Genomic DNA, 13481 nt, shown 5'->3' with positions numbered 1-13481 from the left:
TTCACCGTCCCAATCGTGGACAGGTCGTCCGGTTGCAGGCAGACTTCATACCAGCGATCGCTGTCCCGGACATCCGATGACGAATGCATTGGCCGACCTGTTCGATACGCCTTTCGAGATCGTCGAGCCAGCCAGTCTGGCCACGCCTCTCATCTTCAATTCCCCGCATTCCGGCCGCGTCTATCCCGCCTCCTTCATCGCCTCCTCGCGGCTGGACCCGCTGACGCTGAGGCGCTCCGAGGACACGTTCGTGGACGAGCTGTTCGCCGGCGTGGTCCCACGCGGCGCGCCGATGATGAAGGCGCAGTTTCCCAGGGCCTATCTGGACGTCAACCGCGAGCCCTACGAACTCGATCCGCGCATGTTCGAGGGGAGGCTGCCGGCCTACGCCAACACGCGCTCGATGCGGGTGGCGGGCGGGCTTGGCACGATCGCCCGGATCGTGGGCGATTCGCAGGAGATTTACGCGCGGCGCCTTCCGGTCGAGGAAGCGCTTCTGCGCATCGAGGGGCTGTACAAGCCCTATCACGACGCCCTGGACCGGCTCCTCCAGCGCAGCATGCGCCGTTTTGGGGCGGCGCTGCTGGTCGATTGCCATTCGATGCCGTCCGGCGTCTCGGCCAAGGACGACCACAGCAAGGCCGACGTCGTCATCGGCGACCGCTACGGGTCCAGCGCGGCGGGGCTCTTCGCCGACGTGATCGAGGAGACGCTGCATTCCCGCGGCTATGTGGTGGCGCGCAACAAGCCCTATGCGGGCGGCTACATCACCGAGCATTACGGCGACCCGGCCACCGGGCGCCACGCCATCCAGATCGAGATCAGCCGGTCGCTCTACATGGACGAACGCCGCTTCGTGCGCACGCACGCCTTCGGCCGGGTGGCGGCCGACATGATGGCGGTGGCGGACGCGCTGATGCGCGAGATGGCCGATTATCTGGGGGCCGGGCGCCTGGCGGCCGAATGAGGCCGCCCCAAAAGGGGCCCTGAAAAGAAAGAGGCCGCCAACGCGATGCTGGCGGCCCAAGTCTAGGGAGGAAACGCCCAAGGAGGGCTACGTCGAACGCGCGAGGCGCGTCCCAACGCCCACCGAATATGTCATTGCACCGCACAAAACACAAGGGGCGTCTCGCATCATTTTCACCAGCGCAGGGGTGTCGGAACCGGGGAAAACAAAGGAGTTTCTCTGACTTGACGCCATGCGTGCAGTGCAGCACAGAACCGACGGACCCAAAATGGTTCTGGCATGAACCTTGGCTGCGCGCGTGCTGAGGGGCGTCGGCCGGCGCGCGTTGCCAAGCGCCGGGATGTTCTCTATCACCGCCTGAACGGCGCTCCCATGGCAGGATGAATCGATGACGGCGGTCGACTTCGCAGGCTTCGTGGACGACCTGGCCACCCTCTCGGGCACTGCGATCCTGCCGTTCTTCCGCACCACGCTGGCGGCGGCCGACAAGTCCCGCGGCGGCGTCTTCGACCCGGTGACGGAGGCCGACCGCGCCGGCGAGGCCGCGATGCGGCAGATGATCAAGCGCACCTTCCCGTCGCACGGCATCATCGGCGAGGAATATGGCGACGAGCGCACCGACTCGGAGTTCGTCTGGGTGCTGGACCCGATCGACGGGACCAAGTCCTTCATCGCCGGCCTGCCTACCTGGGGCACCCTGATCGGGCTGACGCGCCATGGCCAGCCCTGCTACGGGATGATGCACCAGCCCTTCACGCGCGAGCGGTTCTTCGGCGACGGCGGCAGCGCGCATTGGCGCGGGCCGACCGGCGAGCGGACGCTGCGGACCCGCCGCTGCGACGCGCTGGGCGACGCGATCCTGTCGACCACGTCGCCACGGCTCTTTGCGGCCGCGGATCTCTCCTGCTTCGAGCGGGTGGAGGCCGAGGCGCGGCTCACCCGCTTCGGCTATGACTGCTACGCCTACTGCATGCTGGCGGCGGGCCTGATCGACATCGTCATCGAGACCGGGCTGAAGCCCTACGACATCGTCGCGCTGGCCCCCATCGTGCAGGGCGCCGGCGGCGTCGTCACCACCTGGTCGGGCGGCTCGCCGGCCGAGGGGGGCTCGATCGTGGCGTCGGGCGATCCGCGCCTGCACGAGAAGACCCTGGCGCTCCTGAACCGCTGATCCTCGCGAGGCCGCTCAGGCCGGCGCGGGCGCGTCGGCCCCCTGGCGCGCCATCGCCTCCCGGGCGGCCGTCAGTGCGGCGCCGGGGATGAAGGCGTCGAACGCCGCCCAGAATTGCGAGCGCACCGGGTCGCGCTCCACCAAGAGCTCATGCATGGCGCCGGGCAGCACGATGGCTCGCCCGGCCTTCAGGCGCGCCGCGAAGCGCTCGGCGGCGGCCGTGATCGTCACGGCGTCGGCCGAACCGGCCACGATGAGCAGGGGCGTCGGCAGCTGCAGGGGGAAGTTGGGGTCCTTGAACGGCTCCATGGCGCGGAAGGCGGCGTGCACCCAGCCGATCGTGGGGTCGCCCAGCGCCAGGCCGGGCGCCTCCTCGATGATCGCCGCGGTCCGCCCATAGCGCGCCGGATCGGAGGTCAGCGGGTTCGTGGCGAAAGGCTTCGTGGCCACGGCCGTCTGTCCGCCGCCGGGAATGTAGGCGCCGCCGAGGCCGAGCACGTCGAGCGCCGCCGCGAGCCAATGCATGCGGCGCGGGCGGCGCAGGCCCGAGATCTCGATCATCGGGGCGGACAGCACGGCCCGCTCCACCAGGTCCGGCTTGCGCTGGAGCGCGCGGATCAGGATCGCGCCCCCCATGGAATGCGCGAGCGCGAAGAAGGGCGCGGGGCAGGGCCGCTCGGCGGTGGCGTCCATGACGGCCGCGAGATCGGCCACGTAGTCGTCGAAGTCATCGACATGGCCCTTGCGGGGGTCGGCCAGCAGCCGGTCCGAGCCGCCCTGGCCGCGCCAGTCGAAGGCGACCACATGGAACCCGCGGCGGCGCAGCTCGCCGATCACCTCGAAATATTTCTCGATGAACTCGGCCCGGCCCTGCAGGACATAGACGGTTCCGCGGACCTTCTTGGCGGTCGGCCGCCAGCGGGCGACGCGCAGCTTCACGCCGCCGGCGCTCGTCACGCTGGCGACGACCGCGTTGGACGGCGTCGGGTTGGCGGGGATCGAAACGAGGTCCACGGGCGCTCCTGCGGAGGTCTGTCCCGCGTTATACCCGAGAATCGTCAGGGAGCGATGAGCGCAGCGCGGTCCCCCCGCGCGTTCACATCCGGGCGTCGGCGGACTTGCGGACGCGCGGCGCCAGGACGGATCCCTCAAGCGGCGCCAGCCCCGTGATTTCGCCCGTGAAGGCGTCCACGACCGTGCGCATGCGCTGTCCGCGCGGGCCGGAGGCGTCGGCCAGCCACAGGCCGCCGCGCCGGCGCAGGTTGCGGACGTCCGAGTAGCCCTGGCGGGTCAGCACGGACTCGATCGCCTGCGGCTCCATTCCGCCCTGCGCGACGTCGTCGCCCGCGACGGCGCGGGACGGCGCGAGGCCGGCCCCGCCGAGGCCGGCGCCTGCCGCCAAGATGGTCGCCGCCAACAGGACGACGCGACGATACGCACGCATGGGATCAGCCTCTGGAAGACGGCGTCGGTCTTCAACGATGGCGGTGTCATGCCACGACGAGCCTGAACGACTCCGGAAGCGTCCGTTCACGCGCCATTCATCTGCGCGGGCGGGACCGGAAGCGCCGCCGTGGCCCGGCGTTTCGGCTCGCCCGGCGGGGGGTCTTGAACGGCTCGGAGACCCTCACTACCTCAGGACCAGCGCAGGCCATGACGGCTGCGCGGAACGGCCGGTTCGGCCTCTGAAGGCGAACCGCCGCATGTCGCTTCTAGGAGGATATGCCATGCGCCAGTACGATCTTTCCCCCCTCTACCGCTCCACGGTCGGCTTCGACCGGCTGTTCTCGATGCTGGACCAGATGGCCAGCCCGGACGCCGCGACCGCCTACCCGCCCTACAACATCGAGCGCACGGGCGAGAACGCCTATCGGATCTCGATCGCGGTCGCCGGCTTCACCGACAAGGACATCGCCATCGAGGTGAAGGAGAACGCGCTCTCGGTGCGCGGCGAGAAGCAGGGCCAGTCCGGCGAACGCGCCGGCGAGGTGCTGTACCAGGGCATCGCGGCCCGCAGCTTCGAGCGCCGCTTCCAGCTCGCCGACTACGTCCAGGTGACGGGCGCGAGCCTCGAGAACGGGCTCCTGCACGTCGACCTCGTCCGCGAGATCCCCGAGGCCAAGAAGCCGCGCCTCATCCCGATCTCCGCGTCCGGCCAGAAGACCGTCATCGACGGTTCGGTGCAGTCCGAGAAGGCCGCCGCGTAACGCGACGACGTCGATCACCCCTGAATCAGAAGGGCGGCCCTGCGCGGGCCGCCCTTTTTCGTGCGCAGCGTCGCGCCGGCTCAGTCGAGGGCGGCGGGCGGGACGGCCGGGGACGCGGCCGCAGGGCCGCGGCTGCTGGAATCGTCCAGCGGGGCGGCCGGAACGGCGCCGTTGTCCGACGACGCGGTCGGCTTGCCGGTCTTGGGGTCCACCAGCGGCTCGGGGATGCGCGTGGGCGCCGGGCTGGCCTGCCGCACGGGCGGCTCTTGCGGGGCGGCGGCGGCTGGAGCCTCGGCGGGGGCCGGCGCGACGGTGACGGGCGGCGGAGCCGGCGCGGGGATCGGGGCCGGGGCCACGGGCTGCGGCGCGGGCTCCGGCGCGACCGGCCGGGCCGCGGTGGTCTCGGATTTCGGCGGCGCAGACTGCTCGGCCGGCTTCGGCAGGGACGGCACGGCCTTGGGCTTGCGCGCCGGGGCGGGCGCGGTGGAGGCGTCCGGCGTGCGGGCCTCGCGGCTCCTGGGCGGCCGCGGCGCGGACCGCTCCAACGGGTCCGGCCCGATGCGGGCGGCCGGCGGGCGCGCTCCGTAGCGCTCCTCCTCGTCGCGGAGCGGCGGCAGGGCGGCGGAGCCCACCGGCGCGCCGCGATAGCCCGGCACGCTGCGCGGCGGGATCGGGGCGGGCGCGTCATAGGCGCGGTCGCCGACCGCGAAGCTCTCCAGCAGGCGGCCGTCATAGCCGTCGACGGTCACGTGTACGCGGTAGCCGCGGCGGTCGACGGCGTCGGCCTCGAAGACGTCGCCCACCGAGCGGATGCGCATCACGCGCTGGTAGCCGTAGCGCGAGTAAAGAATGTCGGCGACTTCGCCCGGCCCCATCATGAAGCCGGAGAACTGCGCGGGCGCGGCCAGCGGCGCGACAGGCAGGCGGCCGGCCCCGAGCGGGGCCGCGAGGGCCGGGAGCGACGCTCCGGCCATGACAAGAGCCGCGAGCGCGAGGGCGCCGCGGCGGACGAAACGTCGGGCGACCGCAGTCTGGCGACCGGCGGCAGCGAAGTGCGGGTGCATGGAGGCAGGCTCCCAGGATGACAAGCCGGGAAGCGTTAATGATCGATTAAGGCGGACCTGCGACGCCGCCAAGGCGCCGCAGCGCCGGCCTCAGGCCCCGCGGGCCGTCCGCAGGATGGCCTCCACGTCCTCGTCACGGGACGCGAAGGACGTCACGAAGCGGGCGAAGCTCTCCTGCGGGCCGATGGCGAAGCCCTCCGGCAGGCTGCCGCTGGACCAGGGCGCGTAGCGCACGCCGGCCGCCTTCAGGGCGGCGTCCACGGGGGGCGGCAGCACGGCGAAGACCTCGTTGGCCTGGGTCGGCCAGGCGAGGCGCACGCCCTTGACCTCGGCGAGGCCGCGCGACAGCGCGGCGGCGGCCGCGTTGGCCCGGCGGGCGTTGTCCATCCAGTGGCCGTTCTCCAGATAGCCGACCATCTGCGCGCCGAGCAGGCGGCCCTTGGAGAGCGTGTGGCCGCTGCGCTTGCGGCGGTACTGGAAGTCGGCCGCCCGGTCCTTGTCGAAGATCACCACCGCCTCGCAGGCGAGGCCGCCATTCTTGGTGGCGCCGAACGACACCACGTCGACGCCGGCCTTCCAGGTCATCTCGGCGGCCGTGCAGCCGAGCGCCGCCAGCGCGTTGGCGAAGCGCGCGCCATCCAGGTGCGTGGCCATGCCGTGCCGGCGCGCGGTCGCCGCGATGGCGGCGATCTCGTCGAGCGTGTAGAGCGTGCCGGCCTCGGTCACCTGCGACACCGAGACGGCGGCGGGCTGGACCGCCTTGGCGACCCCTTTGGGGAAGCGCTCCAGCGCGGCTTCGAGGCCCGCGGGCGTGAACTTGCCGGCCACGCCGGGGATCCCGACGATCTTGGCGCCGCCGGTGAACATCTCGGGCGCGCCGCACTCGTCGTCGAGCACATGCGCTTCGGCGTGGCTGAAGATCGCGCTCCAGGGCTGGCTGATCGCCGAAAGCGCCAGCGCGTTCGCGGCGGTGCCGGTGGCGACGAGGAAGACGGCGCAGTCGCGCTCGAACACGCCGGCGAGCAGCTCCTCGGCCCGCTTCGTATAGGCGTCGACCCCGTAGGCGCTTTCCGCGCCGCCATTGGCGGCGATGACGGCGTCGAGCACCGGCCTGCTGGCGCCGGCCACATTGTCGCTTGCGAAATTCATCATCGGTCTCGGGTGACGGGAAGGACGGCCGCACGATGCATGCATCGGCGGCGCGAGCAAGCCCGCGCGGCGCGGGTCCCGTCTGCGGGCCAACGGCGCGCGCCGGCCCCGCCGCGGGTCACACCCTTGCGCCTCGGTCTCCGCGACGTTCCGTTCCTTGCGCGCCGGGTGAGGGGCGGGCAACAATCTTGCGAAAACGACGAAAAATGGCCCTTGTGCGGCTTATGGTTATCTGGCATTGTCCCGCCTCGATAGGACAGTCTTGCTGTCCCAATTTTCGGGGTTGCGGCCCCGCGCGAGATGACGGCGGACAGCCAGGTGCGGACGAACGGCACGATCACGAAGACGACGACTCGCGGCGCGGCCGCGACGCGCGATCGTAAACGTGCCGCCCGCAAAAACGCGGGCTAAGCGGGCGCCCGCCGGTCCTACGCGGATCGGAGACGCCCGCCGGGAGCGGGCGCAAGACGGGGCGCGGCCGGACCTCCCACACTGAGAACGAGCCCCGAGCCGGATGGCGCGCGTCGTGCATGGCGGGTTCATGCTCCGTCAACGCCATCCGCACGGATGCTGACTCCGGCTGTCTCGGGACGGCCGCCGCAACGGACGAGGGCGACATGAGCGAGCGGACAGGACAAGGCCCGATCGGCGCCGGCAACGAGGCGAGCGCCATGCCGGCGGCGCTTCACCCGGCCGCATCGACGACGCATGTCATGCGCGACCCCTCCTATCCGGACGCCCAGGGCCTTTACGATCCGGCGCGTGAGCATGACGCCTGCGGGGTCGGCTTTGTGGCCGACATGAAGAACCGCAAGTCGCACGCCATCGTGCAGATGGGCCTGCAGATCCTGCTCAATCTCGACCATCGCGGCGCCGTCGGGGCCGACCCGAAGGCCGGCGACGGCTGCGGGATGCTGGTGCAGACCCCGCACGGCTTCTTCGCCGACGAGGCCGCCCGCCTGGGGCTGACGCTGCCGGCGCCGGGCGACTATGCGGTGGGCATGCTGTTCCTGCCGCGCGACCCCGAGGGGCGCAGCCTGTGCGAGCAGATCGTCGAGAAGGTGATCGCCGACGAGGGCCAGCATTTCCTGGGCTGGCGCGACGTGCCGGTCGACAGCTCCGGCCTGGGCGAGAGCGTGAAGCCGACGGAGCCCTGCATCCGCCAGGTCTTCATCGGCCGCGGCGCGAGCACGGCCGGCGACGACGCCTTCGAGCGGCGCCTGTTCATCCTGCGCAAGGTGATCTCCAACACGATCTACGACATGAAGGACGAGCGGACCCGGGGTTTCTACCCGGTGTCGCTGTCCTCGCGCACCATCACCTACAAGGGCATGCTGCTGGCCGGGCAGCTCGGCGAGTATTTCAAGGACCTGACCGACCCGCGCTTCGCGTCGGCGCTGGCGCTGGTGCACCAGCGCTTCTCCACCAACACCTTCCCGACCTGGTCGCTGGCGCATCCCTACCGGATGGTCGCCCACAACGGCGAGATCAACACCCTGCGCGGCAACGTCAACTGGATGGCGGCCCGGCAGGCCTCGGTCGATTCCGACCTCTTCGACGCCGAGATCTCCAAGCTTTGGCCCATCTCGTATGAGGGCCAGTCCGACACCGCCTGCTTCGACAACGCGCTCGAGTTCCTGGTGCGCGGCGGCTACTCGCTGGCCCATGCGGTGATGATGCTGATCCCGGAGGCCTGGGCCGGCAACCCGCTGATGGACGAGGACCGGCGCGCCTTCTACGAGTACCACGCCGCCCTGATGGAGCCGTGGGACGGGCCCGCCGCCGTGACCTTCACGGACGGACGCCAAATCGGCGCGACGCTGGACCGCAACGGGCTGCGCCCGGCGCGCTATCTCGTCACCGACGACGGCCTCGTGGTGCTGGCGTCCGAGTTCGGCGTGCTGCCGATCCCGGAGGAGAAGATCGTCACCAAGTGGCGGCTCCAGCCCGGCAAGATGCTGCTCATCGACCTGGAGCAGGGCCGCATCGTCTCCGACGACGAGATCAAGACCTCTCTGTCCACCGCCAACCCGTACCGGGAATGGCTGCAGCGCGGCCAGATCATCCTGGAGGACCTAAAGCCCGTCGAGCCGCGCCAGTCGCGCACCGACGTCAGCCTGCTCGATCGCCAGCAGGCCTTCGGCTACACCCAGGAGGACCTCAAGCTGCTGATGTCGCCCATGGCGGTGACCGGCCAGGAAGCCGTCGGCTCGATGGGCACGGACACGCCGATCTCGGCGCTGTCATCCAAGTCCAAGCCGCTCTTCACCTATTTCAAGCAGAACTTCGCCCAGGTCACGAACCCGCCGATCGACCCGATCCGCGAGGAGCTCGTGATGAGCCTCGTGTCCTTCATCGGGCCGCGGCCGAACATCTTCGACCTCGAGGGCTCCTCGCGCCGCAAGCGCCTGGAGGTCCGCCAGCCGATCCTCACCAATGGCGACCTGGAGAAGATCCGCTGCATCGGCCATTTCGAGGACCGGTTCGACACCAAGACGCTCGACTTCACCTATCCGGTGGAGCAGGGCGCGGCCGGCCTGCCGGGCGCCCTCGACCGGCTGTGCGAGCGCGCCGAGGCGGCCGTGCATGGCGGCTACAACATCATCATCCTGTCGGACCGCCAGGTCGGGCCGGACCGCATCCCGATCCCGTCGCTGCTGGCGACGGCGGCGGTGCATCATCACCTGATCCGCAAGGGGCTGCGCACCTCGGTCGGCCTGGTGGTGGAGACCGGCGAGCCGCGCGAGGTGCACCATTTCTGCTGCCTGGCGGGCTACGGCGCCGAGGCGATCAACCCCTATCTGGCCTTCGAGACGCTCGCCGGCATGCGCAGCGAGATCCCCGAGGAGGTCGACGAGGACGAGATCGTCAAGCGCTACATCAAGTCCGTCGACAAGGGCATCCTGAAGGTCATGTCCAAGATGGGCATCTCGACCTACCAGTCCTATTGCGGCGCCCAGATCTTCGACGCGGTCGGGCTGCGCAGCGAGCTCGTCCAGAAGTACTTCTTCGGCACCGCGACCACCATCGAGGGCGTCGGCCTGGAGGAGATCGCGGAAGAGACCGTCCGGCGCCACCGCGACGCCTTCGGCGACGCCCCGGTCTACCGGACCTCGCTCGATGTCGGCGGCGAATACGCCTACCGCATCCGCGGCGAAGACCATGTCTGGACGCCCGATTCCGTCGCGACCCTGCAGCACGCGGTGCGTCTCAACGCGCAGGACCGCTACCGCGAGTTCGCCCGCGAGATCAACGACCAGCAGAACCGCCTGACCACGATCCGGGGCCTGTTCAGGATCCGGACCGCGGCCGAGCGCGGCGCGAGCCCCGTCCCCCTGGAGGAGGTGCAGAGCGCGGTCGAGATCGTGAAGCGCTTCTCCACCGGCGCGATGTCGTTCGGCTCCATCTCCAAGGAGGCGCACGAGACGCTGGCGATCGCCCTGAACCGGATCGGCGGCAAGTCGAACACCGGCGAGGGCGGCGAGGAGAGCGAGCGCTACGTCCCGCTGCCGGACGGCCGCTCCAAGCGCTCGGCCATCAAGCAGGTCGCGTCGGGCCGCTTCGGCGTCACGGCGGAGTATCTGGTCAACGCCGACGTCATGCAGATCAAGGTGGCGCAGGGCGCCAAGCCGGGCGAGGGCGGGCAGCTGCCCGGCCACAAGGTCGACGCGGTGATCGCCAAGGTGCGCCACTCGACCCCGGGCGTGGGCCTCATCTCGCCGCCGCCGCACCACGACATCTACTCGATCGAGGATCTGGCGCAGCTGATCTTCGACCTGAAGAACGTCAACCCGACGGCGGACGTCTCGGTCAAGCTCGTCTCCGAGGTGGGCGTCGGCACCGTCGCGGCGGGCGTCGCCAAGGCGCGGGCGGACCACATCACCATCTCGGGCTTCGAGGGCGGCACGGGCGCGAGCCCGCTGACCTCCCTGAAGCACGCGGGCTCGCCCTGGGAGATGGGCCTCGCCGAGACGCAGCAGACGCTGGTGCTCAACCGGCTGCGCGGCCGCGTCGCCCTGCAGGTCGACGGCGGGCTTCGCACCGGCCGCGACGTCGTGATCGGCGCGCTGCTGGGAGCCGACGAGTTCGGCTTCTCGACCGCGCCGCTGATCGCGGCTGGCTGCATCATGATGCGCAAGTGCCACCTGAACACCTGCCCGGTGGGCGTGGCGACGCAGGACCCGGTGCTGCGCAAGCGCTTCAAGGGCACGCCCGAGCACGTCATCAACTACTTCTTCTTCGTCGCCGAGGAAGTGCGCGAGCTGATGGCCGAGATGGGTTTCCGCACCATGGACGAGATGGTCGGCCGGTCCGACCTGCTCGACCGGCGCGAGGCGATCGACCACTGGAAGGCCAAGGGACTCGACTTCTCCCGCATCTTCCACAAGCCCGAGGTCGGAGCCGACGTCGCCATCCGGCATGTCGAGCGCCAGAAGCATCCGATCGACGCCGTGCTGGACCGCACGCTGATCCCGCAGGCGATGGCCGCCATCGAGGGCGGCGCGCCGGTCGAGATCCGGGCCGCGATCCACAACACGGACCGCACCACCGGGGCCATGCTGTCGGGCGAGATCGCCAAGCGGCACGGCTACGCCGGGCTGCCGGACGACACGATCCGGATCCGGCTCGACGGCACCGCCGGGCAGAGCTTCGGCTCGTTCCTGGCGGCCGGCGTGACGCTGGAGCTCGTCGGGCAGGCCAACGACTATGTCGGCAAGGGGCTGTCGGGCGGCAAGCTGATCATCCGGCCGGCCGACGAGTCGCGCACGGTCGCCGAGCGGTCGATCATCGTGGGCAACACGGTGCTGTACGGCGCGATCTCCGGCGAGTGCTACTTCCGGGGCGTGGCGGGCGAGCGTTTCGCGGTTCGCAACTCCGGGGCGGTGGCGGTCGTGGAAGGCACCGGCGACCATGGCTGCGAGTACATGACCGGCGGCGTGGTGGTGGTCATCGGGCAGACCGGGCGCAACTTCGCGGCCGGCATGTCGGGCGGCATCGCCTATGTGCTCGACGAGGACGGCGCGTTCCAGAAGCGCTGCAACCTGTCGATGGTCGACCTGGAGCCCGTCGAGGAGGAGGAGGACCTGATGGAGCGCCTCCACCACCATGGTGGCGACCTGGAGACCAAGGGCCGCATCGACGTCATGGCCAACATGTCCGGCCACGACGAAGAGCGCCTGCTGCAGCTGATCAGCGACCACCTGCGCTACACGGGTTCGACCCGCGCCAAGGACATCCTGGACAACTGGGCCGACTACCGGACCCGCTTCGTGAAGGTCATGCCGGTCGAGTACCGGCGCGCGCTTCGCGAGATGGAGAAGTTCAGGACGCTGCAGGCGGCGGAGTAGGACTCACCCGGACCGCGGGCCGTGAGGCCCGCATCCTTGATGGCGACCCAACGAAGGCGCGGGCCAGACGGCCCGCGGTCCGACGCAGCCGGGCGCGACGATGTTTGAGGCGAGGCCTCGGAGACGACGATGGGCAAGGTCACAGGTTTTCTGGAATTCGACCGGCAGGAGCAGAAGTACCAGCTCGCCGGCGACCGCATCCGCCATTTCCGCGAGTTCACGCTGCCGCTGGACGAGAAGGACGTCGGACGCCAGGCCGCGCGCTGCATGGATTGCGGCGTGCCCTACTGCCATTCCGGCACGGGCTGCCCGGTCAACAACCAGATCCCGGACTGGAACGACCTCATCTACCAGCAGAACTGGGAGGAGGCCTCCCGCAACCTGCATTCGACCAACAACTTCCCCGAGTTCACCGGCCGCATCTGCCCCGCGCCCTGCGAGGAGGCGTGCACGCTGAACCTCGAGGACATGCCGGTCACCATCAAGACCATCGAGCAGTCCATCGCCGACAAGGCCTGGACCGAAGGCTGGATCCGTCCCGAGCCGCCGGCCTTCAAGACGGGCAAGCGCGTCGCCATCGTGGGCTCGGGACCGGCCGGCATGGCCGCCGCCCAGCAGCTCGCCCGGGTGGGCCATGACGTGCATCTGTTCGAGCGCGAGCCGCGCGCGGGCGGGCTGCTGCGTTACGGCATCCCCGACTTCAAGATGGAGAAGCGCCACATCGACCGGCGCGTCGCCCAGATGGAGCAGGAGGGCGTCACCTTCCATTACGGCGTCAATGTCGGGGTGACGAAGCCCTTCGAGGAGCTCACCGCGGAGTTCGACGCGGTTCTGCTGGCGGGCGGCGCGGAGGATCCGCGCGATCCCAAGCTGCCCGGGCAGGACCTCGCGGGCGTCCACTTCGCGATGCCCTATCTGGTCCAGCAGAACCGCCGCGTCGGCCAGGAGGAGCCCACCCCCGAGGCGCCCATCCTGGCGAGCGGCAAGCACATCGTGGTGATCGGCGGCGGCGACACGGCCTCCGACTGCGTCGGCACGTCGTTCCGCCAGGGCGCATTGTCGGTGACGCAGCTCGACATCCGCCCCAAGCCGCCCGTCAAGGAGGACAAGCTGACGGTGTGGCCCTACTGGCCGACCAAGATGCGAACCTCGTCCAGCCAGGCGGAGGGCGCTGAGCGCGAGTTCCAGGCGGCCACGCTCGGCATCGAGGGCAAGAACGGCAAGGTGACGGGCGTGAAATGCGCGCGCGTGGACGAGAAGCGCGTCCCCATCCCGGGCAGCGAGTTCATCCTGCGCGCCGACCTCGTCTTCCTGGCCATCGGCTTCGCCGGCTCGCAGACGGCGGGCATGATCGAGGCGTCGGGGGTGGCGCTGGACCGGCGCAACAACGTCGTCGCCAACGAGCAGGACTACCGGACCTCGCAGGCCAAGGTGTTCGCCGCCGGCGACATGCGCCGGGGCCAGTCGCTGGTGGTCTGGGCCATCCGGGAAGGCCGCCAGGCGGCCCACGCCATCGACCTGCACCTGATGGGCGCGACCACGCTGCCGCGCTGAGGGGCGCGGCGCGGACGCCCC

At 70.3% G+C, this 13481-nt stretch carries 9 protein-coding genes; 5 read left to right on the top strand and 4 right to left on the bottom strand.

The genetic code is table 11. The features are described from left to right. Positions 1-76: 76 nt before the first annotated feature. Positions 77-967 (top strand): N-formylglutamate amidohydrolase, encoded by an 891-nt coding sequence (locus tag ABEG18_RS20205; RefSeq protein WP_406854840.1) that lies wholly within the window; start codon positions 77-79, stop codon positions 965-967. Positions 968-1355: 388 nt separating this feature from the next. Beyond that, the gene (gene hisN / locus ABEG18_RS20200) at positions 1356-2138 is read left to right on the top strand and encodes a histidinol-phosphatase (RefSeq protein WP_406854839.1); all 783 of its coding nucleotides are present in this window, start codon (positions 1356-1358) and stop codon (positions 2136-2138) included. A gap of 15 nt (positions 2139-2153) precedes the next feature. Here hisN and ABEG18_RS20195 read toward each other — a convergent pair whose 3' ends face one another. Together ABEG18_RS20195 and ABEG18_RS20190 are read right to left on the bottom strand one after the other, a co-directional pair. Continuing rightward, the gene (locus ABEG18_RS20195; protein WP_406854838.1) at positions 2154-3152 is read right to left on the bottom strand and encodes an alpha/beta fold hydrolase; all 999 of its coding nucleotides are present in this window, start codon (positions 3150-3152) and stop codon (positions 2154-2156) included. A gap of 82 nt (positions 3153-3234) precedes the next feature. Beyond that, positions 3235-3582 carry a hypothetical protein gene (locus tag ABEG18_RS20190; RefSeq protein ID WP_406854837.1) on the bottom strand — a complete coding sequence of 116 codons (348 nt, stop codon included), beginning with the start codon at positions 3580-3582 and terminating at the stop codon, positions 3235-3237. A 283-nt stretch (positions 3583-3865) separates the two neighbouring features. Here ABEG18_RS20190 and ABEG18_RS20185 point away from each other — a divergent pair, with 283 nt between their 5' ends. Continuing rightward, a complete protein-coding gene (locus ABEG18_RS20185; protein ID WP_406854836.1) occupies positions 3866-4345 on the top strand; it encodes an Hsp20 family protein in 480 nt (159 codons plus the stop codon). Between the two features lie 80 nt (positions 4346-4425). Here ABEG18_RS20185 and ABEG18_RS20180 read toward each other — a convergent pair whose 3' ends face one another. Together ABEG18_RS20180 and ABEG18_RS20175 are read right to left on the bottom strand one after the other, a co-directional pair. Next, positions 4426-5409 carry a hypothetical protein gene (locus tag ABEG18_RS20180; RefSeq protein WP_406854835.1) on the bottom strand — a complete coding sequence of 328 codons (984 nt, stop codon included), beginning with the start codon at positions 5407-5409 and terminating at the stop codon, positions 4426-4428. Between the two features lie 90 nt (positions 5410-5499). Continuing rightward, the gene (locus tag ABEG18_RS20175) at positions 5500-6558 is read right to left on the bottom strand and encodes a threonine aldolase family protein (protein ID WP_406854834.1); all 1059 of its coding nucleotides are present in this window, start codon (positions 6556-6558) and stop codon (positions 5500-5502) included. Positions 6559-7229: 671 nt separating this feature from the next. Here ABEG18_RS20175 and gltB point away from each other — a divergent pair. Further along, entirely contained in the window at positions 7230-11906 is a 4677-nt protein-coding gene (gene gltB / locus ABEG18_RS20170) for a glutamate synthase large subunit (protein WP_406858658.1), read from the top strand. 129 nt (positions 11907-12035) lie between these two features. Beyond that, positions 12036-13460, top strand: a complete 1425-nt coding sequence (locus ABEG18_RS20165; RefSeq protein WP_406854833.1) for a glutamate synthase subunit beta — start codon at positions 12036-12038, stop codon at positions 13458-13460. The last annotated feature ends 21 nt before the right edge of the window (positions 13461-13481 follow it).

This window comes from Alsobacter sp. KACC 23698 (genome assembly GCF_045348435.1).
GTDB lineage: Bacteria > Pseudomonadota > Alphaproteobacteria > Rhizobiales > Beijerinckiaceae > Alsobacter.
This window is presented reverse-complemented; position numbering and strand designations above follow the sequence as displayed.

Excerpts from the sequence above, each read along its gene's own strand:
- ABEG18_RS20205 (WP_406854840.1), top strand. The coding sequence starts at position 77 with ATGACGAATGCATTGGCCGACCTGTTCGATACGCCTTTCGAGATCGTC.
- hisN (WP_406854839.1), top strand. The coding sequence starts at position 1,356 with ATGACGGCGGTCGACTTCGCAGGCTTCGTGGACGACCTGGCCACCCTC.
- ABEG18_RS20190 (WP_406854837.1), bottom strand. The coding sequence starts at position 3,582 with ATGCGTGCGTATCGTCGCGTCGTCCTGTTGGCGGCGACCATCTTGGCG.
- ABEG18_RS20185 (WP_406854836.1), top strand. The coding sequence starts at position 3,866 with ATGCGCCAGTACGATCTTTCCCCCCTCTACCGCTCCACGGTCGGCTTC.
- ABEG18_RS20180 (WP_406854835.1), bottom strand. The coding sequence starts at position 5,409 with ATGCACCCGCACTTCGCTGCCGCCGGTCGCCAGACTGCGGTCGCCCGA.
- ABEG18_RS20175 (WP_406854834.1), bottom strand. The coding sequence starts at position 6,558 with ATGAATTTCGCAAGCGACAATGTGGCCGGCGCCAGCAGGCCGGTGCTC.
- gltB (WP_406858658.1), top strand. The coding sequence starts at position 7,230 with ATGCCGGCGGCGCTTCACCCGGCCGCATCGACGACGCATGTCATGCGC.
- ABEG18_RS20165 (WP_406854833.1), top strand. The coding sequence starts at position 12,036 with ATGGGCAAGGTCACAGGTTTTCTGGAATTCGACCGGCAGGAGCAGAAG.